The 23,890-nt window shown below is 56.5% G+C and carries 18 protein-coding genes; 10 read left to right on the top strand and 8 right to left on the bottom strand.

Features of this window, described 5'->3' with window-relative positions:
* The first annotated feature begins 132 nt into the window (after positions 1-132).
* The 4 genes from AC2FD8_RS12175 to AC2FD8_RS12160 all read left to right on the top strand — a co-directional run bounded on the left by AC2FD8_RS12175 (position 133) and on the right by AC2FD8_RS12160 (position 8,369).
* A complete protein-coding gene (locus tag AC2FD8_RS12175; protein WP_496874303.1) occupies positions 133-3,948 on the top strand; it encodes an Ig-like domain-containing protein in 3,816 nt (1,271 codons plus the stop codon).
* Positions 3,949-3,986: 38 nt separating this feature from the next.
* Positions 3,987-4,826 carry a SapC family protein gene (locus tag AC2FD8_RS12170; protein WP_496856453.1) on the top strand — a complete coding sequence of 280 codons (840 nt, stop codon included), beginning with the start codon at positions 3,987-3,989 and terminating at the stop codon, positions 4,824-4,826.
* A gap of 101 nt (positions 4,827-4,927) precedes the next feature.
* Positions 4,928-7,075, top strand: a complete 2,148-nt coding sequence (locus AC2FD8_RS12165; protein ID WP_496856451.1) for a type I secretion system permease/ATPase — start codon at positions 4,928-4,930, stop codon at positions 7,073-7,075.
* The gene (locus AC2FD8_RS12160; RefSeq protein ID WP_496856449.1) at positions 7,059-8,369 is read left to right on the top strand and encodes an HlyD family type I secretion periplasmic adaptor subunit; all 1,311 of its coding nucleotides are present in this window, start codon (positions 7,059-7,061) and stop codon (positions 8,367-8,369) included. Before AC2FD8_RS12165 ends, AC2FD8_RS12160 begins: the two co-directional genes overlap by 17 nt.
* 154 nt (positions 8,370-8,523) lie before the next feature.
* On the opposite strand, the gene AC2FD8_RS12155 is transcribed toward AC2FD8_RS12160, so the two are convergent.
* The 3 genes from AC2FD8_RS12155 to AC2FD8_RS12145 form a co-directional block, all read right to left on the bottom strand.
* Positions 8,524-10,290, bottom strand: coding sequence for an ABC transporter ATP-binding protein (locus AC2FD8_RS12155; RefSeq protein WP_496856447.1), 1,767 nt, complete (start codon positions 10,288-10,290; stop codon positions 8,524-8,526).
* A gap of 181 nt (positions 10,291-10,471) precedes the next feature.
* Entirely contained in the window at positions 10,472-11,173 is a 702-nt protein-coding gene (locus tag AC2FD8_RS12150) for a response regulator transcription factor (protein WP_496856445.1), read from the bottom strand.
* Entirely contained in the window at positions 11,173-13,038 is a 1,866-nt protein-coding gene (locus AC2FD8_RS12145) for a PAS-domain containing protein (protein WP_496856540.1), read from the bottom strand. Before AC2FD8_RS12145 ends, AC2FD8_RS12150 begins: the two co-directional genes overlap by 1 nt.
* Positions 13,039-13,290: 252 nt before the next feature.
* Between AC2FD8_RS12145 and AC2FD8_RS12140 the strand changes: the two genes are divergently transcribed.
* From AC2FD8_RS12140 to AC2FD8_RS12125, 4 genes are read left to right on the top strand one after another with little or no spacing between them, the layout of a single operon-like run.
* Complete coding sequence (locus AC2FD8_RS12140) at positions 13,291-14,415, top strand: MlaE family lipid ABC transporter permease subunit (RefSeq protein ID WP_496856443.1); 1,125 nt, start codon at positions 13,291-13,293, stop codon at positions 14,413-14,415.
* A gap of 1 nt (position 14,416) precedes the next feature.
* Complete coding sequence (locus AC2FD8_RS12135) at positions 14,417-15,223, top strand: ABC transporter ATP-binding protein (RefSeq protein ID WP_496856441.1); 807 nt, start codon at positions 14,417-14,419, stop codon at positions 15,221-15,223.
* A gap of 13 nt (positions 15,224-15,236) precedes the next feature.
* A complete protein-coding gene (locus AC2FD8_RS12130) occupies positions 15,237-16,553 on the top strand; it encodes an MlaD family protein (protein WP_496856439.1) in 1,317 nt (438 codons plus the stop codon).
* Entirely contained in the window at positions 16,550-17,206 is a 657-nt protein-coding gene (locus AC2FD8_RS12125) for an ABC-type transport auxiliary lipoprotein family protein (protein WP_496856438.1), read from the top strand. The genes AC2FD8_RS12130 and AC2FD8_RS12125 overlap by 4 nt, the downstream gene beginning before the upstream one ends.
* A 15-nt stretch (positions 17,207-17,221) precedes the next feature.
* Here the strand turns inward: AC2FD8_RS12125 and AC2FD8_RS12120 are convergent, their stop codons facing one another.
* Positions 17,222-18,802, bottom strand: a complete 1,581-nt coding sequence (locus tag AC2FD8_RS12120) for an FMN-binding glutamate synthase family protein (protein WP_496856436.1) — start codon at positions 18,800-18,802, stop codon at positions 17,222-17,224.
* A gap of 267 nt (positions 18,803-19,069) precedes the next feature.
* Here AC2FD8_RS12120 and AC2FD8_RS12115 point away from each other — a divergent pair, with 267 nt between their 5' ends.
* Both AC2FD8_RS12115 and crcB read left to right on the top strand, forming a co-directional pair.
* On the top strand, positions 19,070-19,438 hold the full coding sequence (locus tag AC2FD8_RS12115) for a fluoride efflux transporter FluC (RefSeq protein WP_496856435.1): 369 nt from the start codon (positions 19,070-19,072) through the stop codon (positions 19,436-19,438).
* Entirely contained in the window at positions 19,435-19,797 is a 363-nt protein-coding gene (gene crcB, locus AC2FD8_RS12110; RefSeq protein WP_496856434.1) for a fluoride efflux transporter CrcB, read from the top strand. Before AC2FD8_RS12115 ends, crcB begins: the two co-directional genes overlap by 4 nt.
* 8 nt (positions 19,798-19,805) lie before the next feature.
* On the opposite strand, the gene AC2FD8_RS12105 is transcribed toward crcB, so the two are convergent.
* The 4 genes from AC2FD8_RS12105 to AC2FD8_RS12090 are packed head-to-tail and all read right to left on the bottom strand — an operon-like array spanning position 19,806 to position 23,797.
* Complete coding sequence (locus AC2FD8_RS12105) at positions 19,806-20,132, bottom strand: cytochrome o ubiquinol oxidase subunit IV (protein ID WP_496856432.1); 327 nt, start codon at positions 20,130-20,132, stop codon at positions 19,806-19,808.
* On the bottom strand, positions 20,125-20,757 hold the full coding sequence (locus AC2FD8_RS12100) for a cytochrome c oxidase subunit 3 (protein ID WP_496856430.1): 633 nt from the start codon (positions 20,755-20,757) through the stop codon (positions 20,125-20,127). Before AC2FD8_RS12100 ends, AC2FD8_RS12105 begins: the two co-directional genes overlap by 8 nt.
* On the bottom strand, positions 20,754-22,841 hold the full coding sequence (locus tag AC2FD8_RS12095; protein WP_496856428.1) for a cbb3-type cytochrome c oxidase subunit I: 2,088 nt from the start codon (positions 22,839-22,841) through the stop codon (positions 20,754-20,756). Before AC2FD8_RS12095 ends, AC2FD8_RS12100 begins: the two co-directional genes overlap by 4 nt.
* Positions 22,838-23,797 carry a cytochrome ubiquinol oxidase subunit II family protein gene (locus AC2FD8_RS12090; RefSeq protein WP_496856426.1) on the bottom strand — a complete coding sequence of 320 codons (960 nt, stop codon included), beginning with the start codon at positions 23,795-23,797 and terminating at the stop codon, positions 22,838-22,840. The genes AC2FD8_RS12095 and AC2FD8_RS12090 overlap by 4 nt, the downstream gene beginning before the upstream one ends.
* Between the last annotated feature and the right edge of the window lie 93 nt (positions 23,798-23,890).

Below are 23,890 nucleotides of genomic sequence, written 5' to 3'. Positions count from 1 at the left end.
GTTCGGCTTCAGTTTAACTCAATTTTTCCAGGTTCGCCCGCGGTGGCAACCGGAAGGCAAGACAGATGAAAAAGCGTCATGTCGGGGACGGCCTTCCCAGGATCGCGGACACCAAATCTGAGGGGCAAGATGATGAAGACACCTGAGCGCCATACCAATACGCCAGCCGATCTTTCAGGGGCAGACCGTGATCGCCACAAACGCTCGTGGATCGAGCGCAACCTGCGCAAGCTGTCCGGACGCGGCATTGCGGGCGGCTTGGTGTCGACCTTGCTGGCCCTTCCGGCTTTTGCGCAGGCGACGGTCGAGGAACTCTATGCTTTTCAATTCGCGGATACGATCCCGGGTGTGAAATCTGCAAAGTTGACGGATAACGGGGATCTGCTGCTGAAAATGCTCGATGGTCGCACCATGATTGTTGCGGCTGAACATGTTCAGGTCCTCGAAAGCGGCTCGATCATGGTTGCCGAGGCGGTAGTTTCACAGATCGTCGAATTCAGCGCCGTTGCCGAGGCCGGAGCCGCCTCAGCCGCTGGCGGTCTGGGCGGAATGGGCGCTGTTGCGGGGGGTATTGGCCTTGCTGGCGCGGCGGCTGCAGGTGCCGGAGGCGGCGGCGGCGGCGGCGGTGACGATCCAGCCCCTGCGCCAACTTTCCCAACGTTGAATCTGGCAGAGTTGCAGGCAACGTCCCTCAGCAACACTCTGACCAACGCAACTGCGCCGGACGATGCGACCTCGGTCGAAGTTACGATCGGTTCCCTGACCAAAACCGTAACACCGGATTCAGAGGGGAACTGGACTGTCACCCTCACGGCGCCCGAGGCAAGTGCCTTGCCCCAAGGCCAGTCCTCGGTGACTGTCCGAATGCTTGATACCCTGGGTGACGAGATATCCACTTCGACGGCAACCGTGGTCGTAGACACCATCCCACCAACGCTCAGCATTGACGGTTTCTCGGCCGGGGCTGTGATGAATGCCGCTGAACAGGGAACGGATCTTGTCGTAAGTGGCGGAACAGACGCCGAAGATAGGCAGTCGGTAAACGTTTCAGTGAATGGTCAGACCTACACCGGCGCGGTTTCCAACGGCCAATGGTCAGCAACCGTACCCGCCGCCGATTTGGCCACACTTGCGGATGGGGCGACCATCAGCGTGACAGCAGATGTGTCGGACCGCGCTGGCAACCCGGCGACTCAGGCCAGCAACAGCTTTGATACAGACTTTTCTGCGCCGACACTCACGCTCGACCCGGTTGGCGGTGGGTCCATCGACCTTATTGATGTAACCGGTGATCTGATCGTGACAGGCGCAACGTCGGCGGAAGACAACCAAACCGTAACGCTTGTATTGGATGGACAGTCCTTTACCGGCTCAACACTGGGCGGCAATTGGTCCGTCACCATACCCAGCGCGGATCTTGCCGGGCTGACGACGGGCACTTCGGCAGACATCAGCGTTTCGGTTGCGGATGCGGCTGGAAACCCAGCGTCCATTGTGACGGCCACGGTGCCCGTCGACCTCTCTGGCCCATCCATCGCCATTTCGCCCCTATCCGTGGGTGCAATCCTGAACGCCGCCGAGACCGGTTCAGATCTGACTATTTCAGGCACAACGGGAAATGTTGGCGACAACCAGCAGGTTTCCATCACGCTGAACGGCCAGACCTATACAGACCTCGTTTCCGGTGGCACCTGGAGCGTGTCCGTCCCATCTGCTCATCTGGTCGCTTTGGCAGATGGCGGTGATTTTACGATTGCTGCCAATGTGTCCGACGCGGACGGGCTGGCGGCACCGCAGGCAACAACGCAATTGTCCAAGGATGTCAGCGCTCCGACGGTTACCATCGACAACTTCTCGGACGGGGCCGTGTTGAACGCAGCCGAGCGAGGAACGGATCTGACCATTTCGGGCTCCACCACTGCCGAAGATGACCAAACCGTGACCGTTGGAGTGAACGGACAGACCTACACCGCCGAGGCCTCGGGTGGATCTTGGGCCGTTACAGTACCAGCCGCTGACCTGTCACTTCTGGCGGACGGAGCAACGATCGCCGTGACAGCGGATGTCGCAGATATCGCCGAAAACCCGGCTATTCAGGCAACAAGCAGCTTCGATACGGATTTCACCGATCCGAACCTTGCGATTACGAATGTTTCGGACGGCCCGATCATGAACGCCGCCGAGCGGGCAACGGACCTGACCATTTCAGGCACGAGCGATGCAGGCGATGGAGCTGTCGTTTCTATCACAATCGCGCGCGCCGATGGCACTGTTGACGTCAGCGACACCGCAACTGTCACCGGTGGCAATTGGACTTTGGTGGCAAGCGCAGCCGATCTTTTGGGGCTTCAGGACCTGGAAAGCTATACCATCACCGCGACGGTGGCGGATGCGGCTGGAAATACGTCCCAGACCACAACGGGCTTCACTACCGATTTTGCGGCGCCCAGTATAACTCTTGATCCACTGTCCGTCGGGGCAATTCTGGATGTCGTGGAACGCGGGCAAGATCTGACGGTTTCAGGTGTGACAACAGCTGAAAACGGTCAGACCGTAACGATCACCCTGGACAGTGAGACGTACACAACCACTGCTACGAACGGAAGTTGGAGTATGAACATTCCAAGCAGCGATCTGGCAACTTTGGCTGACAGCACCAGCTTCCAGGTCTCGGCATCGGTTGAGGACACTGCCGGAAATACGTCCAACATGGCAACAGACTCTTTCACAACCGATTTCCGGCCAACGCTGAGCCTCGACCCGATCGGAACCAATGGAGCGATCTCTCTCGCTGATGCACAAAGCTCCGGGATTACAATCAGTGGCTCATCGGTCGGACTGACCGCCGGACAGACGGTAGATATTCTTTTGGGCGGCGCATCCGTCGGGACCGCGACTGTCGCTGCAAATGGAACATGGTCTGCGCCTGTCGCGGCCTCTGCATTTGTCGCGACGAGCGCCGGGACGGATCTGAATTTCTCGGCCCAAGCAACTGTCGCAGGGGGGCCTGATCCCGCTCCGGTGAGCGCCGAAGCCACGGCTCATACACAGGCAGCCTATGTGATCTCGGAAGTGGGCAGAAGTGGCTCGACTGTTCAGTTCGCGGTTTATTCGGAAGCCGATCGGGATCTGTCGAGCGGCCTGTTTGTAGACATGAGACTGGAATTCGACTCCACTCAGGTCACCTTTGACAGCGGGTCCGTTATCAACAATCCCGAATTGTCTCTTGCCGTGAACGCATCCAACCCAAACTTTGTCAATTTCGCCGGAGCAACACTCAGTTTTTCCGATTTGTCGGCTCCTCTCGTTCGGTTTTCCGTCGACATTCAGGACATCAATCAACCCTTTGAGCTGAAGATCGTCACGCCGAATGGGGGCGATTCAGTCTACCAGACTGGGACGGCCACTGACGATATGCTGGACGCAAGCAATGTGGATACGATCATCAGAGGTGGCGACGGTGACGATACAATTGATCTGTCAGAGGCTGGTCGTGACATCGTTGTGTTCGAAGCAGACCCGGCAGCCAATGGCACGGATATCATCACGGGGTTCAGCATCGGAACTGCGGCGGAAGTCGCAGATGCCCTGATGTTCCGAGGCCTCGATGTTGCCACGTTGCGGGGCACGGGAACGGATGTCGAGTTCCTGAGCCAAGGCGACAATCTGGGCACAGATACAGGCTTCATCGGGTTCACGACCATCCTCGGCAACCTGGACGCCAACACCATTGAAACAGCATTGGAAAGCCTGGTCGGGGCCCAAGCCGGAGACGAGATTTACGCCTTGGCGACCGATGGAACTGACGCAAAACTCGTTAAGGCAAGTTTCTCGGCGTCAGATGACGTTGCTGTCGATACGCTTGCTGTGTTTGACGGCTTGCATGATCTGACCAGTCTGAACGCGGACAACATCCTTCATACCGATCCTACAGGTGCCACGGCCTGATCCTTTGCAGGGATCAGTCGGAATATTGGAAGGCAGCCATGTCAAACATCCACCCTATACCGCTCTCATTCCAGAGATATGGGCACAAGTTCTGGAAACGCTTCACTTCGTTCGACCATGCGAGGCAAGTTACAGAGTGTTCGGTTGTTGAGGCTGAGGCCTTTCCTATCGCGGCTGCTTTTCCCCTCGTGTTTCGCAAAATAGAAAACAGGATGGAGCCGGTCGCACTATTTTCCCTAACGGGCGCGCCAGTAAACCCGTTTGTCTCTGAGACAGGCATATGGCTGGCACCCTACTTGCCTTCGGCGCTGCGGTGCCCGCCCTTCGATGCCAAACCAATACCAAGCGATGGACAGCTAAAAGACGCGCAATTTCAGTTGCTGGTCGACGAAACCCTGAATCTGATCAGTGATGACCCCCGAGATGAGGCCTTTTACCACGAAACCGGAAAGCTTTCTTCCAGTCTTGAAGCCGTTATGGCGTTCTTCCAAGGTCGCATGGCTTCAGCGCAAACCACAAAGGCGATTTGTGATGTGCTTGCGGATCAGAACATGTTTGACCCGCTCACCCAATACGAGGGCTGCACTTTGCCAACTGGCTGCTGGGGTGTCTCGTCAGGACGATTGAACAGTTTGACAAGCGAGCAACTGGCTACGCTATCGGCTTGTGGGGCTCTACGACTAGTCTACGCGCATCAAATCTCACTTTCTCACATATCCTGGTTGACCCAAGCGCAATCGCGAATGACCCAAAACCCGCGTTCTGTGGACCATGAACGGAATGCGAATGCCGAAGGCCTATTGTCTGCGTTGGCCGACGCGCAAACTAATGAAACCTTTTGGGACCGACATCTAAAGATACACGCCTGTGCGCAATGATCCGCAATTGCTGAGCTGTGCGACCTAAATCAAAAAAACATCCGGTCAACGGACACACAACATTTCTTCGCAGCCCTAACTTGCCGGAGAGGACCTGATTCATGAAACGGTACAACACCCAACCGGACACATCACAACTGACGGAACTCGAAACGTGCATGCTGCATGTGGGCGAGACACTTGAACGTCCAATATCAAAGGCGTCTCTCTTTGCTGCGCAGTCAGATTTGAAGGCAGGCCTTTCGATAAGTGATGCTCTGACCCTTGCACGTCAAAACGGACTTCAGGCAGGGTACGGCACGCGGCTTTTGAGCAAACTAGATAGTGACTTGTCACCAGCCATACTGTTGCTGGAGGGTGGGCGTTCAGTTGTCTATCATGGACGTAGTAACGATGGCATGCTGTTGGTGTTCGACCCTTGCCTAGGGCATGGAATCGGAAAAATCCCCGAACAACAGTTGGCAAAGACGTACACGGGCTATGCAATCCTGTTTCGCCGCGGCCATCAAGACATCTCCAGAAACGGCGGCACCCAAAGGTCCGGACATTGGTTCTGGTCTGCACTGGCAGCCAGCCGATGGTCTTATTTCCAGGTTGTCCTCGCGGCAGCGCTGGCCAATCTTCTAGGACTATCCACATCAATCTTCATTATGGTCGTTTATGACCGTGTTCTTCCAAATGAAGCGACGGAATCTCTGATTGCATTGACAATCGGAGTCGGCCTCGCCCTTGGCTTTGATTTCTTGCTCAAGGTTCTGAGGGCCGGCTTCATCGATCAGGCCGGTCAGAAGGCTGATCGGCTGATGGGTCGACAAATTTTTGACACGTTGCTCAATATTCAAATGAAATCCCGCACCGGATCAACCGGCGCAATGGCAAATACGGTGCGCGAGTTCGAAACTCTGCGCGAATTTTTCACATCCGCAACACTGGTTGCGGTTGTCGACTTACCTTTCATTGCGCTGTTTGTCTTCGTGATCTACCTGGTGGGTGGGCCGCTGGCTGTTGTCCCTGCCATGGCGGTGCCTGTCGTGCTGCTGACCGGTTTGCTTGCCCAGCCCATGCTATCGCGGCTGGCCGAACGGCAGTTCAAGGATGGTCAATCCAAGCAGTCTGTTCTTGTCGAGGCCGTCTCTGGGCTTGAGACCATTAAAACCACCTCTGCTGACCGACAGATGCGCGCCCGTTGGGACGGCGCGATCGAGAGGCAGTCAAACCACGGAGTTCGCAGTCGCGCGATTACGCAATTCGCCCTGAATCTGACCGGCCTCACGCAACAGGTGGCGCAAGTGCTGATCGTTTTCTATGGCGTCTTTCTGGTCACGGAAGGACAGGCCAGCATGGGCGCTCTGATCGCCGCAGTCATGCTGACCGGTCGCGCATTGGCACCCCTTGGACAGGTGGCGCAAACCTTGACGCGGTACAATCAGGCACGCAGTGCTTACCGGAACCTCAACCAGATTATGCGAGCAGAGAGTGAGCGCCCAGATGGAAGAAGCTGGATCGGGCGTTCGACCTTCAACGGCGCAATTTCCTTCAGCAACGTCCATTTCGCTTATCCGGATCAGGCCGAAGACACCTTGAAAGGTGTTTCCTTCACCATCAACCCTGGGGAAAAAGTCGCAATTCTTGGTCAAATCGGCTCAGGAAAAAGTACGATCGCGCGACTTTTGTTGGGCCTTTATGCCCCCCGGGTCGGATCGGTGATGCTGGACGGATTGGACATTCGGCAAATTGACCCTGGTGATCTAAGGCGGGGCGTCGGCTCTGTGCTGCAGGATGTTTGGCTGTTTTCCGGTTCCATTCGCGAAAACATCTCCAGTGGCACCATCAGACCCAGTGACAAGGACGTGATAGAAGCCGGGCAGATTGCCGGGGTTGAGGACTTTGTGTCGCGCCATCCCGCAGGCTATGACCAACAGCTTGCCGAAAGGGGTGAAGGGCTTTCAGGCGGGCAAAGACAAGCAATTGCCCTAGCACGGGCCTTGATTGGAAAACCGTCGGTTTTACTGTTGGACGAGCCGACGAGCGCGATGGATGTTCAAACCGAAGCGCGTGTTCTGAACCGCCTAAAGCAGGCGACCCCAGGCACGACGATGGTGATCGTCACGCATCGCCCAAGCCTGTTGGAACTGGTCGATCGCGTAATCGTCATTGACGACGGTCAAATCGCGAAAGACGGACCAAAGGGCCTTTTGTCACAACATGCACGTCAAAACAGGAGGCATCTGAATGTCGCAGCATCATGATCTTGCCTCATTGGCACGCGCGACGCGCGGAACCTCGCCCATGCGAAATTCCCTTCTGCTTCTGACTATTCTCACATGCCTCCTTACAGCTGGGCTTTGGGCCTATCTGACTGAGTTGGACGACGTAACGCGCGTGGATGGTCGCGTCGTACCATCTGGGGACATCCAGATCATCGAGGCAACAGAACCAGGCGTTCTGAAGGCGTTGCACGTGCGTGAGGGTCAAGTGGTTCAAGCTGGCACCTTGCTGATGGAGTTCGACACAACCCAGATCGACAGCCAATTGAACCAGGAACAACAACGCGCCTTTGGCCTGATGGCTCGGATTCAGCGGTTACACTCCGAGATCGAGGGCCAGGACCTTCAGTTTGACACTGCGCTCGTCACAGGCGCACCGGATGTCGTCAAATCTGAAACGGCTTTGTATCAGGGTCGGCAAGCCGAATTGCAGGCGGAGATTGATATCTTGCTGCGACAGCAACAACAACGCCATCGCGAATATGAAGAAGGGCTTGTGGATCAGGCTACAGCAGAAGAAACCCTGAGCGTTCTGGCGGAAGAGCGTGCAATGATGGCACCCCTGGTCGCCAGCAAAATGGAACCCGCGACCACGCTTTTGGCGTTAAAGCGCAGTGAGGCAGAATGGAAGGGTCGTCGCGTCAGAGCCATAGCAGCGACCAGCCGACTAAAGTCCGGTCTGGAAGAGATTGACGACCGGATTCGGGCAGCGCGCAACAGATTTCGAAGCAATGCCCTGACCGACCTTGCGCTCGCAACGGCTGAGCTATCTGCCCTGCAGCCAATGCTGCCAGCCTTGCAGGATCGGGCATCCCGAGCCAGGGTTCAATCCCCGGCGCGCGGCATCGTGAACCGCATCCATCGTACCACGCTAGGTGGCCTTGCGCGCACCGGAGAGGAACTGGTCGAAATCGTTCCACTGGATGACAGTTTGCTGATCGAAGCCTATGTTCGCCCCCAGGATATCGCGTTTCTTCACGCGGGACAGCCCGTCAAAGTCAAAATCACCGCCTATGATTTCGCGCGCTATGGCGGTCTGGACGGAGAAATTGTTCGAATTGGCGCAGATACCATCACCCGGTCCGAGCGCAATGAGGAAGAGGTCTTTGTCATCGAGATCCGAACGAAGGGAACGATGCTCGACGCCTCGGGGGTCGCCGTCGAAATCATCCCGGGCATGATTGCCGAGGTCGATATTCTGGCAGGGCGCAAAACCGTGCTGGATTACTTGATCCAACCCGTGGTGAAGATCAAGGACCAAGCACTTCGGGAATAACTCGGGCTTGGTTCTGGCCCATCCCTGGAGCTATATCGTTTCGGGTTAAATCTGAGACATCAAGCATCACTTAACACGTTGAAATCTATTATTTTTCAACAGCGTCAAGTGATTCAAGTTCTCAACATAATGTTGTAGCGCAATTGTAGGAGTTTCACGATTCTGGCTTTTTGAATTGCTGGTCAAACAGACGCCGGAAAGCGCCATTTTCTTCCAGCAACACATTCAAGGCCCCTTGTTCGACGATTTGACCATCCTGAACGACCATGATGTTGTCCGCTTCCAGAACGGTCGACAACCGGTGGGCGATCACGATTGTCGTAACCCCTTCAGTCAGCTTGTCCAATGCCTCTTTGACCAGAGTTTCGGATTCTGCGTCCAGCGCGCTTGTCGCCTCATCCAGCAGAAGGATTTCCGCTTTGCGCAAAATCGCCCGGGCAATTGCGATCCGCTGTTTTTGGCCTCCGGACAGAAACGCACCATTTTCACCAACTTGTGTGTCATAGCCATTTGGCAATTGAGTGATGAAATCATGCGCATGCGCGGCGCGTGCAGCGGCAACAATCTCTTCATCCGACGCGTCAGGCGCCACATAACGCAGGTTATCCATGACGGTTGTCGAGAACAGGAACGTGTCCTGCCCGACATATGAAATTTTCCGGCGCAGTGATGCAAAGCTGACTTCGGTCAAATCCTGGCCGTCAATCTCAACATAGCCCTGATTGGGGTCATAAAACCGCATGATCAAACCAAAAATCGTGGATTTCCCGCCACCGGATTGACCGACAAGAGCCGTGGTCTTGCCAGCTTCGAAGGTGACATCCATATCTTTGATAACAGGCAATGCGCCTTGATACCCGAAGGTCACATCACGCAAGCGGATTTCGCCCGGACCATTGACCATCTCTTTGGGTTCTGAATGCTCCTGCATCGAATCCTGCTCATCGAGCAGCTCGAACATCATACCAATCGGCACCATGCAAGTCTCGATCGAAACCCGCATTTTCGACAAGCGTTTGGCTGGTTCATAGGCCATCAACAAAGCCGTGATAAACGACATCAACTGACCGGCTGTCGGAGGCTCAGATCCTCCGATCCCCAAAGTGCTGATAACCAGAATACCGGCGATAGCCAGACCTGCGAGAAACTCCATCAACGGGCTGGCGATGGCCTGCAAAGAGGCGATGTCGTTCGAGCGTTTCTCAACACGTTTGATCGCAGTGTTCATCCGATCGGTCATTCGGTTTTCAAGGCTGAACACCTTGATAACTTTGATCCCGTTCGATGTTTCCTGCAGGACCTGAATGATTTCAGAGAGGTATTTCAACTCGGCCTGCATTATTCGCCGTACGTTCTTCAACAGATAGCGCACGCTTATCAAAGCAACCGGGCCAACCACGAAAAACAGTACGGACAACAAGGGTTGCTGGTAGATCATGACAATAATCAGACCTACAAGCGTTAGCGCGTCGCGCACGAAACTGGTCACGATGATGTTTACCAGGTTCCGGGCGGCCCCCGCCCCTGCGGTGACCCTCATCAACAGGTTCGAAGACTCAATCTCTGCAAAATACCCGATACCGCGCTGCAGCAGCCGATCATACAGCCGCTCCTGCTGGACCGCGATAATGCGGTTGCCCGCGCGCGCCAGAAAAATCGACTGAATATAGGATGCAAACGCCTTGGCCCCGAACAGCCCGACCACAACAAGCGCAATCCAATGTGCCTGTGACCTCATTTCTGGTGTGGTCATGGCATCGACGATGTTTTCCATCATCCAAGCCGTACCAGCGGTGGTGGCGGCTACGATAACCATCGCAAGCATCGCGACGCCGTACATCCAACCTTGCTTGCGTAGGCTTTCCACGACAAGCCGACCGATATAGCCCGATCGCCATTTTGCCCAGGCCTTGCCGATCATTGCACTCTCCAGATCGTCAGTGTCGCCACCCTGAATGAGCAGCCGCACGGTTACACAGAGATAACTCGGATCTCTGCCCCTCGGTCGTCGAGGTCGCTTTAGTTAATCAGGACGAGCCCGAGATTCCAGCCCAACCGCGCAGATATCCTTGAAGCCGGGTCAAATGCGCGCACTGGGACCTTCATTGCCAGGTTACATCACCAAGGAAAATATAGCCCGCGCCATAGATCGTTTTGATCAATCGCGGGTTTTTGGGATCTTCACCCAGCTTGGTTCTGAGGCGGGAAATGCGCACATCCATTGCACGATCAAAGCTTTCGCCAGCCGCACCGCCCAGCGTTTCCTGCATCTGGGCGCGGCTGATCAGACGTTTGGGGCTTTCCAGAAACAGACGCAGTACTTCACCTTCGGCATGGCTGAACGCGGTTTCTGTGCCGCTCTGATCCTCGATAACATAGCGGTCAAAATGTGCGACCCAACCGTTGAAGGCGGCAGTTTCCGAATGTGTCACCTGCCCCTTCGGAGACCGCAACCGCGCCCGCACGCGCGCAACGACTTCGGCGGGGTCGAAAGGCTTGGTTATATAGTCGTCGGCGCCAAGCTCTAGCCCCGTGACCCGGTCCTGCACCTGCGCGCGTCCTGAAATGATGATGACGGCAGAGCCCTGTTCCAGTGCAAGGCGATGCACCAGCGCCAGACCATCCGTATCCGGCAGGGACAGATCGACCAGGCAGACATCGGGCGTCACGCGGTTCAACGCGGCCTCGAACTCTCGGGCCCGTGAAAAGCTCTGGGTTCGAAAACCTGCGTCTTGCAGGGTCTCCGTCAGAATATGGCGGATTTCGGGCTCATCATCCAGAATGGTGACCAACGGTTGAGTCATCAAGCAGCCTCGGTTCGGATCAAAGCCGAAAGTTGTTTGGGGGTGAATGGTTTGTGCAAGACGGGCACCCGCCCGATTGCGCGTTTCAGCATAGGGTCAGTCGATGGCAGCGACGTCATCAAAATACATGGCAGCCGGGGTTTGAGGCGTTCCATCAGATCCAGCCCGGTTGCATCACCTTCCAATCGGATATCGGAAAGGACCAGAACAATGTCATCCAGTTCGCTCACCAAGGTCAGCGCTTCGTCGACCGAGGTCGCCTCGATGACCGAAAATCCAAAGCCGATCAGCATGTCGCGAAACTGAAGGCGCAAGTCCTGATTGTCTTCGACCAGCAGCACCAATCCGCCGCGCATGGGGGGTGCCGGACGGTACGGAAGCCGCAAGACAACCGATGCGCCCGAGGGTGTGTTCTTAAGACTCAGGTCCCCTCCGGCCAGTTTCACCGTGTCATAGACCATCGGCAAACCAAGACCGGACCCATCGCTGCCTTTGGTGGTAAAAAACGGATTGAGGGCTTTGTCCAGCGCTTCGGGCGAGAACCCCGGCCCGGTATCAGAGACCGCAATCTCAACCCAAATCGCACCAATCGTATGGGCGCTGATAGTGATCTGACCGTTGTTTCCGCAAGCATCGCGCGCATTCAGGACCAAATTCAGCAAGGCATCCTGCACCATGCCCGGATCCAGCATCAGGGCCTGATCCGGCAGAGTGTTGACCACCGACAGCCCCACCCCGCGCGGCAGAGAAGGTGAGGCGAGAATACGGAGATCCTCAAGCAGTTGAAGCATATCTGTCGCTTTGGGCTGCGGCGTCCGGTTCCCCGTCATATCCGCGATCCGGTTTAACAGCTGCCCGCCGCGCTGGGCGGTCTGACGGGTTGCCGCAATCAGCTCATGCGCTTCTTCGGGCAGGTTCATCTTGTCCAGCCGTCCCTGCATCCCCAGAATGATAGTCAGTAAGTTCGAAAAATCATGCGCCAGCCCGCTGGTCATCTGCGCGGCCATCTCGCGGCGGCGGGTTTGTTGCAACGCGACACGAGTTTGCGTTTCCTCGGTGATGTCTACGGACATAATGTACACCCCACCTTCCCCATCCGGGGTAAAGGACACGCGAATGCGGCGGGCGTCCTGTTCTTCCGTGAACTCGAAAACCGAGGTTTCTCCACCGTAGGCTTTTGACAGATGCGGCTCGACTCGTGAAAAGGCGTGTCGGCCAAGGGCGTCGGAGATATGCAGCCCTAGAATATCAGATGGGCGCCCCGGCAGCACCGAACTGAGCCGCCGGTTTGAATAGTCATAGAGTCCATCAGTATCGAGATGTGCGATATGAGCGGGCATCATCTCGGTCGTCATGCGCGTGCGGGCTTCGATCTCGGTCAGTTCGCGCTTGGCCTCTTCCAACGCAGCAATGGTGGCGGCAAGCTTGCGGTTGGTGGCCGAAAGTTCCTCGGTATGGCTGAGCAGTTGATCCGAAAGCTCCTCGGATCGGGCGCGCAGCAGGTTTTCGGCGCGCTTGGTGTTTGTGATATCGGTATAGACAGCGACCCACCCACCTTGCGGCAAAGGTGATCCTTCAACGGCGACAACCTGCCCGTTCTGTCGGACGCGCTCCATGTAATGTGGCTCAAACGCCATGGCTTGCTCGACGCGCTGCTGTACCATTTCGTCTACATCGCCCTCGGACCCGTATTCTCCGCGGGTGACCAGAAAATGGATCGTGTCGCGAAACAACGCGCCCGGTTGCACGAGATCGTCGGGAAGGCTGAACATCTCTTGAAAGCGTCGGTTGCTGAGAACCAGACGCAACTTACTGTCATAGATCGACAGCGCCTGACCAATCAAATTCAGCCCAGCCGTCGTCATCGCCTTGATGCGTTTTTCGCTAACGGTCAAGATCGCCCTCCCTGCGGTCTATCCGTAGCATCAGATTTGAACTTGGTGTAGGGGCGAACGCCCAGGCGGTTATTTTGTCCCACAATCGCCAAGCTGGTCCGCACCAAACAACCGTGGCGTGCTGGCTGCACGTGTCGCAGCGGCGCACTCCCTGATTTGTAAATCTGGTAACAAAGGCATACAACCATTGCAGATTCAGGCTTTTTTGCATCACATACAAACATGAGCAGCCCAACCATTTCCGCCGAACGCGAAAGCGATGGCACTCGGATCCGAATTGCAGGTGAAATGCTGACGCAATCGCTTGCTTTGGTTGAGGGGCCCTTTGCGGGCATTCAGCCAGAGGGCGGGCATGTCACGCTGGACCTGTCGGATGTCGAAGCATTGGATACCAGCGGCGCGTGGCTGGTTGCGGACCTTGCGAAACGTTTCACGACGGCCGGGGCGAAACTTGAATTCCGAGGCGTTCAACCGGCCCATGTGGCGTTGATCGAGACCGTATCGCAAAACATCTCTGACCATCCCGGAAAACTGGCCCCGCCCCGCAATGCGGTGGATTGGGTGGCAGGTGTGGGTCAGAAAACAGTTGGCGCGTGGAAAGACACGCTTTCGATCCTTGCGTTTTTGGGTCTGACGCTGCATCGGCTTGCGCGCACGCTGGTCATGCCCTGGCGTTTGCGCCGGGCTGCTCTGTTTACGCATATGGAGGAGACCGGTCTCAAGGCCCTGCCCATCGTGGCGTTGATGGGGTTTTTGATCGGCGTTGTTCTGGCCTTTCAGGGGGCGACGCAGCTGAAACAATTCGGTGCCGAGATTTTCGTGGTCGAGTTGATCTCGATCTCGGTACTACGAGAGCTTGGGATCCTTCTAACCGCTATCATCGTTGCCGGTCGGTCCGGTTCGGCCTTTACCGCCTCAATCGGGTCGATGAAGGTGCAGGAAGAAATTGACGCCATGCGCACGCTGGGTCTGGACCCGATCGAAGTGCTGGTGGTGCCACGTGTTCTGGCCCTTTTGATCATGCTCCCCATTCTGGGTTTTGTCGCCGATCTGGCGGGCCTGTTCGGCGGCGGATTGATGAGCTGGATCGACCTCGGCATCAGCCCCGGCATGTTCGTCACCCGTTTGAACGAAAGCACAGATGTCTGGCAATTGGCGATTGGCTTGATCAAAGCGCCCTTCTTCGCGCTGGTCATCGGCGTGATCGCCTGCTGGCAGGCCATGCAAGTCAAAGGCTCGGCCCAGAGCGTGGGTCAGCGCACCACCGCCTCGGTCGTGCAGTCGATTTTCATGGTGATCGCCATCGACGCCCTGTTTTCGATCTTCTTCTCTGAGATTGGGATCTGACATGGACGGTACGGTGCAGCACCAGACCACTCAGGCAGATGCGCAACACGAGGCGGTGATCCGCGTGCGTGGGCTGCGCAATCAGTTCGGGCCGCAGGTTGTTCATGACAATCTGGATCTCGATGTCTGGCGGGGCGAGGTCTTGGGCATCGTCGGCGGTTCGGGCACTGGTAAATCGGTACTGCTGCGCACGATTGTGGGGCTGAACACGCCAGCGGCAGGCAGCATCGAGGTTCTGGGCGTAGATGTTCTGAATGGCCCCGAGGAAGACCGCCGCCGTATCGAACGCCACTGGGGCGTGGCATTTCAGGATGGCGCGCTGTTTTCCTCACTGACCGTTTTGCAGAACGTCATGGCCCCTCTGCGCGAACATACGGGCTTAAGCGAAAAGCTGATGGAATCGCTTGGTGCGTTGAAGATCAGCCTTGTAGGCCTGCCACAGCTGAGTTGCGGCAAGTTTCCATCCGAACTTTCGGGCGGGATGCGCAAACGGGCCGCGCTGGCCCGCGCCTTGGCGATGGACCCTGAGATCGTGTTTCTCGATGAACCCACCGCCGGTTTGGACCCAATCGGGGCCGCCGCCTATGATGAGTTGATCCGAGAGCTGCAGCAGGCATTGGGCCTGACGGTTTTCATGGTCACGCATGATCTGGACAGTCTTTATGCCATCTGCGACCGCATCGCGGTACTTGCAGAAAAACGCGTACTGGTTGAAGGTCCGATAGAAGAGATGACCAAGGTCGACCATCCTTGGGTTCAGGAATACTTCACAGGCCCCCGCGCCCGCGCGGCACAGCAGAAGGGGTAAGGCAGGTAACGCGATGGAAACCCGAGCGAATTATATCCTGATCGGCGCATTCACCCTTGCAGGGCTTTTGGGTGCATTTGGCTTTTTCCTGTGGCTCGCCAAGTTCGAGGTGACCCGGCAATACGCTTACTATGACGTGCTATTCGACAACGTATCGGGCCTGTCGGCCGCTGGGGGGGTCAGTTTCAATGGCCTTCCGGTCGGACAGGTGATCTCATTGAATCTGGACGATGACGACCCCTCGAAAGTACGGGTGAGGATTGAGGTTGATGCGGGTATCCCCGTTACCGAAGACACGATCGCTCAATTGCAGTCGCTTGGTGTCACCGGCGTCGGCTATGTCGAATTGACCGGGGGATCGACCACTGCCGCCCGTCTGCCGCAAAACAGCGTGATCAAAAGCAAACGCAGTACGATACAATCGCTGTTCGAAGGCGCCCCGAAGGTTCTGGACGAAGCAATCACTTTGTTGCAGGAGCTGAACTCGGTCGTTGACGAAAAGAACCGCAAGGCCGTCTCGGAAATTTTGGACAATCTCGCTTCGGCCACCGGGCGTTTGGACAAAACGATGTCAGATTTCGAGACCGTATCCGGAAATATTGGCAATGCCGCGAAAGATATCGGAGATTTCACCAAACGCCTCGACCCGTTGATCGCCGCAGCCGAAACCACGTTGCAGACAGGTACCGAGACGCTGAAATCGGTCAAGACGGCGGCGGACTCGGCGAAAGGGGCCCTGGATGAGGCCAAGACCACTCTGAAAACGGCAAACAGCGTTATTGCAGAGGACGTGAAACCCTTTATCCAACGCGGTTCCGAGCTTGCTGACAACCTGACGCAATTGACGCAAGAGGCCAGTGTTTCGCTGGGTGTGATCACAGAAACTGTCGCGAATGCCAACACCACACTTGCGTCGATCACCACCGCGATGGACTCGACCAAAGGCGTATTGGCCTCGGCCGAGCGTGCCTTTGACACGGCCAATCGGGTAATAGACGAAGACGTGGCTCCTGTGGCCGAAGACATCCGGAAAGCCGCCAATCAGGTGACCGAAACCGTCTCGAACATCACCAACAAGATCGACCAGATCTCGGACGATGTCCTCAGCGCCTCGAATTCGGCGAAAGAGCTGCTGGGCACGGTGGACAAGATCGTGCAGGACAATAGCCGACAGGTGTCGAATTTCCTGCGCGTTGGCCTGCCTCAATTCGTGCGATTTGTCGAAGAGGCGCAACGTCTGGTCATTTCTCTCGACCGGTTGGTTGATAAAGTAGAACGAGACCCGGCACGGTTCCTGCTGGGCACCCAGGCATCGGAGTTCCGTCAATGATAAGGCCGCTGTTACTAACCCTGACCTTGGCCTTGCTTGGGGCCTGCACTGGATTGGATACGTTGCGACAAGCGTCGAAGCCCAACAACCTGTATCTGCTGACGCCCAAAAGCACGTTCTCATCCGCGCTGCCGAGGGTCCAAAAGCAGATCGTTGTGCAAGAGCCGACAGCAACCGCCGCTGTAAATACAGACCAGATCGCCATTCAACCCACAGCGCTGCAAGTTCAATACCTGCCGCAAGCCCGCTGGGTCGATCGCGCACCTCTGATTGTACAGGCGCTGATGGTCGAAAGCTTTGAAAACTCGGGCAAGGTGGCGGCGGTGGGTCGATCCACGGTTGGCCTGCGCGCCGACTACGTTGTCCAGCCGGACCTGCGCGAGTTTCAGGGTCTTGTTGTGTCCGAGACCGAGAACTCTAAAACCGTGCGGGTCGAGGTCCGCATGAACATCAAGATCATTGATGAGTTCGAAGACAAGATCATCGCTTCGAGCTCTTTCCGCGAATTTGTCGTGTCAGCAAGTGACCAAACACCTGATCTGGTAGAAGCCTTCGACGTCGCATTGGGAAAGACCATGCGTGATGCGGTTGAATGGAGCGTGCGCAAAATTCACGCGCACGCGGCCAACAACACCAGAGATTCAGTACAATAGAGTCCCCGTGATACGTCAGAAATGTTGCGCCGAAGCGCGTTTCCAGTTTTCTTCGAACTCGGCTGGTACTGCGTCGGCCAGCAAAGCGCCCTCCTCTAGTATTGTGTGCATTTCAGCGTAGGAATGCTCACGTTCATCAGCGGTGCGACGCAGAATGTCGCGCGGATGAAGCTCGGCCACTGTTGATTTACCCATTGCGCCCAAAAGCTCGCGAAAGCTCTCTAAGGTGGCTTCGTGGTAACGATGAACCCGTTTGCGTTTTTGCTGCACATTTACCGCACGCCCCCGGACAGGGTCTTGGGTTGCCACACCGGATGGGCAGCGGTTGGTGTTGCAATGCAACGCCTGAATACACCCGACCGCAAACATCATGGCACGCGCGGCGTTGCACATATCGGCCCCCAGCGCGAATTTTTCGACCAGATCATAGCCTGTCGCCACTTTGCCTGCGCAAATGATGCGGATTTTGTCGCGCAAGCCCACACCCCGAAGGCAGTTGTTCACGAAGATCAACGCCTCGTTCAGCGGCATTCCAAGCCGGTTCGTGAACTCGACCGGAGCAGCCCCCGTACCCCCTTCGGATCCGTCAATGGTGATGAAATCGGGCAGGATCCCGGTTTCCAGCATCGCTTTGCAGATTGCCATGAACTCGGACGGGTTGCCGATGCACAGCTTGAAGCCAACCGGTTTGCCACCTGACATCTCGCGCAGATGCTGCACAAATTCCAGTAACTCGGTCGGGCCATCAAAGGCGGAATGAACCGGCGGGGAAATGACGTCCTGATGTTCTGGGACGCCTCGGATTTCGGCGATCTCTTTATCGACTTTGGCGGCAGGCAAGACCCCCCCGTGCGACGGCTTGGCACCCTGAGACAGCTTGATTTCGATCGCTTTGACCACGTCCTTAGAGGCCTTTTCCGCGAATTTGTCCTTGTCGAACCCTCCGTCACGGGTTCGGCATCCGAAATAACCGGTTCCGATCTGCCAGAAAATGTCACCGCCTTCAGCCAGATGGTGCGGAGACAACCCGCCTTCGCCCGTATTATGTGCAAACCCCCCATCTTTGGCCCCGCCATTCAAAGCACGAATGGCATTGGCGCTAAGCGCACCGAAACTCATAGCCGAGACATTCAGGCGCGACGCGCTATACGGTTTTTCACATTGCGGCCCGCCCAGCATGATGCGTTCTTCACTTTCGTCCACGTGTTTTGGGGCCAGCGAATGATTGGCGCGGTGGTAGCCCACGGTCGTGATATCGTATTGCGTGCCAAAGGCTTGCGTATCAACCTGACCTTTGGCGCGGGAATAGATCAGACTGCGCACAATCCGGTTATAGGGACGGCCGCTTTCGTTGGTTTCTACGAAATACTGGCGGATTTCAGGGCTGACAAACTCCAACATATACCGGAAATGGCCCAGCACGGGATAGTTGTTCAGCACGTTGTGCCTTGTCGTCAGAATGTCATACGTCCCGATCACCGCGTAGGGCACCAGAAAAAACAACAGCCAATGCGCTGGATGCCAAACAAAGCCCAAAAGCAGAGCCAGAGGCAAACAGACGAAGCTGAGAAAGTAATAAAGCCTGCGTACAACCATTCCTGATCTCCTTGGGTAAGCTGTATTTGGAGGGCGGCGTAAAATCCATTCAGATCAAAACCGAAAGTGTTGGGCCCAAGTGAAACAGCTTGGCTTTTGATTGCAACCCCCCAGACAGTTTGCAATCAAAGGAGACGCGTTTGTGAAACCGCGTTACGAGTTTGATCGATCTGGTGTTTTTAGGGCGCGACGCCTGACAGGTCGGTATAAAGGACAGGCAGAGTGAGCACACGGAACTCTCAACCAGCGAAACAAGGGCACGTCTTGATGTTTCTGGCCGTCTTTGCCGGTGGTGCCCTGGGCTCCGTGATACGAGAGGTTTTCTCGGTGGAAATCCTCGGCGCTTCGGTCCTGACGGCGACATTCGGGATCAATGTTTTCGCCTGTTTCATCCTTGGCTGGCTGTATTCCATTCGTCACCGGGTTCACGCCCATGTTTTACATCTTGGGGCGATCGGGTTTTGTGGCGGCCTGTCCACGTTTTCTTCGTTTGTGGCCGAGCTTGAGCGGTTGGCCGCAAACACGTTCGGGGCGGCAGTGGCGGCGGCCGGGTTGGAGATTGCAGTCGGTCTGGCCGCCGCAATCGCAGGTGAGGCCCTCGGGCGGCGTTTCTATGCAGATCGGGGGTCCAAATGACGGATCTGTATCTGCATGTTCTGTTTGGCCTGGGCGGCGGGTTGGGCGCTGTGTTCCGACATTGGGTGGCGTTACGGGTCACGCATGATCTGCCTCTGTCCACCTTGATCGTGAATGTGCTTGGCAGCCTGTTGCTGGGGCTTTGGCTTGGCTATCTGGGAGGTCCCGTCGAAATGGGCGAGGAGCAAAAAAGGCTGGTTTTTGGCTTTTGCGGTGGGTTCACCACGTTTTCCAGCTTCGCCTATCAATCGCTGGAGCTGCGCCGCAAGCAGACGCTGGCTCTGGCCGCAGGCAACATCGTCGTCAGCCTTGTGATGTGCTGGGGTGCGTTGTGGTTGGGGCTTGCCATAGCGCGCTGACGCCCCTTCTACATTGCGTGCATATGCATTCGGGCCGCAAGGTTGCCCAAGACCCAGATCGTGCCGAGAATGATGATCAACAGAACAAGGGTCGAGAATAGGATCAGATCCAGATCCTCGCGGCTGCTGCGACGACGATCAATGTGCAGGAAATAGACCAGTTGAAAGATCAGCTGCGCCAGACCCAACAGGCCGATGGTCAGATACACCCCGGTCGTTTCAATGCCGAAGACATACGCAACACCAAACATCGCAAGTGTCAGCAGCAGCGAGCCTCCGTAGCCGACAAAATAGCGCCGCCGCTCGCGTCGATGCATTTCAGAGCGTTCATCCATAGGTCAGACCCCCGAAATAGACGATTGTGATGATGCCGATCCAGATCAGGTCGAGAAAGTGCCAAAACAACGCCAGCCGTACGACACGTGAGATCACCTGATCCGTCATACCCATGACGCGCAGTTGAATGCCCAGAACAACCAGCCAGACACAGCCCGCTGCCACGTGCAGACCGTGCAACGGCACCAAGCCATAGAAGGCAGAAAGGAAGCCACTGCGCTGTGGAATGCCTCCTTTTTCGAACATTGCCATGAAGTCTCGGATTTCCAGAACAAGGAAGCTGAGACCCAGGAACAGTGTTATTCCGAACCACAGAACAATCTTTGGCCGTGGCAGGTTGTATTTCAGAGCCAGCATGGCCAATCCGACGGTCAGGCTGCTGGTCAACAGGATCAAGGTCTGCGCAAAGATGCTTTTGAGATCGAACAGTTCATGCGGGCCGGGACCACCGGCTTGCGCGTCAATCATCGTGATGTAGATCGCGAACATCAGGCCGAAATAGACCAGATCGCTCATCAGAAAGACCCAAAAGCCGAAGGTGACGACTTCGGACGCTTTGTGCGCGCTGGCGTGGCGTTCCCCGAGGTTGATGCCGGGATAGCTATGGGTCGGGGCGCGTTTCATGTCACAACCTCCATATCGGGTCGGGCGAGGCCCCGGTTTTCCGTCGCCATCTCGTGGTCGCGATCCACGGCGGTTTCGCTGTGAACCAGTGCGAGCCAGGCTTCATGGTCCTTGCGGACCTCCTCGGCGGGGATGGTGATTTCGGTGCTGGTGTCGAAGGTCCAGATGATGAAGGCAAGGATCATTACAACCGCCATCAACGCCGCCAGCCACCAGATCCACCAGACCAGCGCGAACATCCAGATGCCGCTGGTCACGCAAAGGATGAATCCGATCCCGGTATTGCGCGGCATCTCGATATCCTCATACGCGTCCGGGGTGGGATAACCCGCGCCGCGCTCTTTGGCGGTGGCGAAATCATCCCGCGCGGTCACTTGTGGGATGATGAAAAAGTTATAGGGCGGTGGCGGTGCCGGGATGGACCACTCCAACGAGCGGCCATCCCATGGGTCGCCTACAGGAACGCGGGTTTTGTCGCGGTCGCGAATGCTGACCCAAAGCTGAGCCAGAACCGACAGCAGCGCGGCTGTGATGACCAATGCGCCGATCACGGCGACGATCATATAGGGGTGAAAGCTTGGATCCTCCCAACTGAACGAACGGCGCGGCATGCCCATCAGGCCGACAAAGTAGAGCGGCAAGAAGGTCAGCATGAATCCAATAGTCCAGAGCGCAACCGTCACCCTGCCCCATCCTTCATGCAGGCGAAAGCCAAACGCCTTCGGGAACCAATAGTTATAGGCCGCGAGCAAGCCAAACAGTACGCCAGGCAGCAGAACATTGTGGAAATGCGCCACCAGAAACAGGGTGTTGTGGACCTGATAGTCAACGGTTGGATTGGCCAAGATCACTCCGCTAAGGCCGCCAATGACGAACAGCATTAGAAAAGCCAGTCCATAGAGCATCGGCACCGAGAAACGGATACGCCCCCTCCAGAGTGTGGCCATCCAGTCATAGACCTTCACGCCGGTAGGGATGGCAATCAGCATGGTCGCGATGCCGAACACGGCATTGATCAGCGCGCTTTGGCCCATGGTGAAGAAGTGGTGCAGCCAAACGGTGAAAGACAGCACCGCGATGGACATGGTGGCAATCACCAGCGAGGTATAGCCATAGATGCGCTTGGCCGAAAAGGTCGCGAAAATTTCCGAATAGATGCCATAGGCGGGCAGGACCAGCAGGTAGACCTCGGGGTGACCGAACAGCCAGAACAGGTTGGCATAGTTCATCATGTTGCCGCCGAGGTCGTTTGTGAAGAAGTGAAAATCAAGGTAGCGGTCAGCGGCCAGCATCAAAGCCGCAACCCCGAGCGGCGGCATCGCAAAGACAATAAGGATCGAGCTGCAGATGATCGTCCAGCAATACATCGGCAGCCGCATGAAGGTCATGCCCGGTGCCCGCAGCTTGTAGATCGTGACGGCAAAATTTATCCCGGTCAGAGTCGTTCCGATCCCCGACACAACTATGGCCCAGATCCAATAGTCCGGCCCCACACCCGGATTAAACGCGGCCCCGGTATAGGGCGGATAAGCGGTCCATCCCCCGGTCGAGAACTCTCCGACCACCAGCGATACCATCAGCATCATGCCCGCCGAGACCGTCAGCCCAAGGCTGATCTGGTTCATCACCGGAAAGGCGACGTCCCGCGCGCCGATCATTAGCGGGATGACGTAATTCGCGATACCAAAGACAAAAGGCACAGCGACAAAGAAAATCATGATCGTGCCGTGCGTGCTGAAGAGTTCGGCAAAATGCTCGGCCTCAAGGAAACCGTCACCCGGCCCCGCGGCCTGCTGGGCACGCATGACAACGCCTTCCAACACCCCTCGGGCCAGCATGACGATGGCAAAGACGATATACATGATGCCGATTTTCTTGTGGTCAGCACTGGTCAGCCAGTCGCACCACAGCGGCCCCCACAGCCGAAACCACGACAGCAGAATGACAACGGCGGCCGCTCCGACTATGACCACGGCGGCGGCGGCATTGGCGACGATCTCATTTGCGTTGGGGTTCTGGATCAGCCCGGCAATGGGAAACGCGTCCCAACTGAGGCGACCGAAAAATCCATTATCAGATGTCATTGGCCTACCCCCTGCCCGAATGAGGCTGTTCCCGGCTGCTGATCATGCGGCAGGGCTTTGCCAGAGTGATAGCGATGCAGAACAGAACCAAACAAATCGCCCTCGCCCAGGCGGAAATACAATGCGTTTTCAGGCATATCTGAGGTTCCGAGGGCCTGCTGCACCTCATCCCGATCCGAGCGCATGGCGACTGTGTTGTACGTCGCCTCATCCAACACGATGCCGTTCTGGCGCACAGCTTCGACCCAAGCGTCAAAATCCTCTGGCGACAGGGCAAGCGTCTCGAACTTCTGTTTCGTGAATCCGCGCCCGTTATATTGCGTATTCTCGCCCTGCATCTGTTCAGGCCGATCGGCAACCAAATGCAGTTGAGTGGTCATGCCCGGCATCGCGTAAATCTGCCCCGCCAAAGCCGGGATCATGAACGACTGCATGACGGTGTCTGTTGTCAGGGTCAGAGCGATCTGTTTCTTAACCGGAATACCCATCTCACCCACGGTAGCGATCCCCAGATCGGGATAGATGAACAACCATTTCCAATCGAGGCCAACGACCTGAACCTGAACGGCAGGCTCATCCCCAAAGGGTGCCGCGTAAGGGTCCAGACGATGGGTCGCTTTCCACAGGTAGACCGACAAAATCACGACGATCAGCACCGGAACGCCCCACATCACCATCTCGAGCCGGGGCGAGAAGTCCCAATCTGGTCGATAGGCAGCCGTACCACCCATTCGGCGGCGATATCGCAGCGCAATAAGCGGAACCAGAACAAGAACAGGCACAACAGCGATCAAAATCAACCATGTTGCCCGCAAAAGATGTGCTTTCTGCACCGCCGCGATTGGTCCCTGAGGGTCCATGAAGCTGTCACTGGCACCTGCGGTCGTGGCCGACGACACCACCAATAGGGCTAGCAGCATCGCCGCCGATATGAGGGCCGTTCTGACCTTGGTCATAGGCGACTGTCCTCTTTCGCATCTGTTTCAGTGCAACTATCGACAAAGGCAGAAGATTTCTCAAGGCTTTTGATCGCAGCCTTCAAGCTGCTA

It is taken from the genome of Ruegeria sp. YTSC192 (assembly GCF_059609705.1).
This window is presented reverse-complemented; position numbering and strand designations above follow the sequence as displayed.

What these genes read in the sequence shown, in the direction of transcription:
- AC2FD8_RS12125 (WP_496856438.1), top strand. Translation starts at nt 16,550, where the DNA reads ATGATAAGGCCGCTGTTACTAACCCTGACCTTGGCCTTGCTTGGGGCC.
- AC2FD8_RS12150 (WP_496856445.1), bottom strand. Translation starts at nt 11,173, where the DNA reads ATGACTCAACCGTTGGTCACCATTCTGGATGATGAGCCCGAAATCCGC.
- AC2FD8_RS12145 (WP_496856540.1), bottom strand. Translation starts at nt 13,038, where the DNA reads ATGACGACGGCTGGGCTGAATTTGATTGGTCAGGCGCTGTCGATCTAT.
- AC2FD8_RS12115 (WP_496856435.1), top strand. Translation starts at nt 19,070, where the DNA reads ATGTTTCTGGCCGTCTTTGCCGGTGGTGCCCTGGGCTCCGTGATACGA.
- crcB (WP_496856434.1), top strand. Translation starts at nt 19,435, where the DNA reads ATGACGGATCTGTATCTGCATGTTCTGTTTGGCCTGGGCGGCGGGTTG.
- AC2FD8_RS12175 (WP_496874303.1), top strand. Translation starts at nt 133, where the DNA reads ATGAAGACACCTGAGCGCCATACCAATACGCCAGCCGATCTTTCAGGG.
- AC2FD8_RS12170 (WP_496856453.1), top strand. Translation starts at nt 3,987, where the DNA reads ATGTCAAACATCCACCCTATACCGCTCTCATTCCAGAGATATGGGCAC.
- AC2FD8_RS12090 (WP_496856426.1), bottom strand. Translation starts at nt 23,797, where the DNA reads ATGACCAAGGTCAGAACGGCCCTCATATCGGCGGCGATGCTGCTAGCC.
- AC2FD8_RS12100 (WP_496856430.1), bottom strand. Translation starts at nt 20,757, where the DNA reads ATGAAACGCGCCCCGACCCATAGCTATCCCGGCATCAACCTCGGGGAA.
- AC2FD8_RS12105 (WP_496856432.1), bottom strand. Translation starts at nt 20,132, where the DNA reads ATGGATGAACGCTCTGAAATGCATCGACGCGAGCGGCGGCGCTATTTT.
- AC2FD8_RS12135 (WP_496856441.1), top strand. Translation starts at nt 14,417, where the DNA reads ATGGACGGTACGGTGCAGCACCAGACCACTCAGGCAGATGCGCAACAC.
- AC2FD8_RS12160 (WP_496856449.1), top strand. Translation starts at nt 7,059, where the DNA reads ATGTCGCAGCATCATGATCTTGCCTCATTGGCACGCGCGACGCGCGGA.
- AC2FD8_RS12165 (WP_496856451.1), top strand. Translation starts at nt 4,928, where the DNA reads ATGAAACGGTACAACACCCAACCGGACACATCACAACTGACGGAACTC.
- AC2FD8_RS12130 (WP_496856439.1), top strand. Translation starts at nt 15,237, where the DNA reads ATGGAAACCCGAGCGAATTATATCCTGATCGGCGCATTCACCCTTGCA.
- AC2FD8_RS12120 (WP_496856436.1), bottom strand. Translation starts at nt 18,802, where the DNA reads ATGGTTGTACGCAGGCTTTATTACTTTCTCAGCTTCGTCTGTTTGCCT.
- AC2FD8_RS12140 (WP_496856443.1), top strand. Translation starts at nt 13,291, where the DNA reads ATGAGCAGCCCAACCATTTCCGCCGAACGCGAAAGCGATGGCACTCGG.
- AC2FD8_RS12155 (WP_496856447.1), bottom strand. Translation starts at nt 10,290, where the DNA reads ATGATCGGCAAGGCCTGGGCAAAATGGCGATCGGGCTATATCGGTCGG.
- AC2FD8_RS12095 (WP_496856428.1), bottom strand. Translation starts at nt 22,841, where the DNA reads ATGACATCTGATAATGGATTTTTCGGTCGCCTCAGTTGGGACGCGTTT.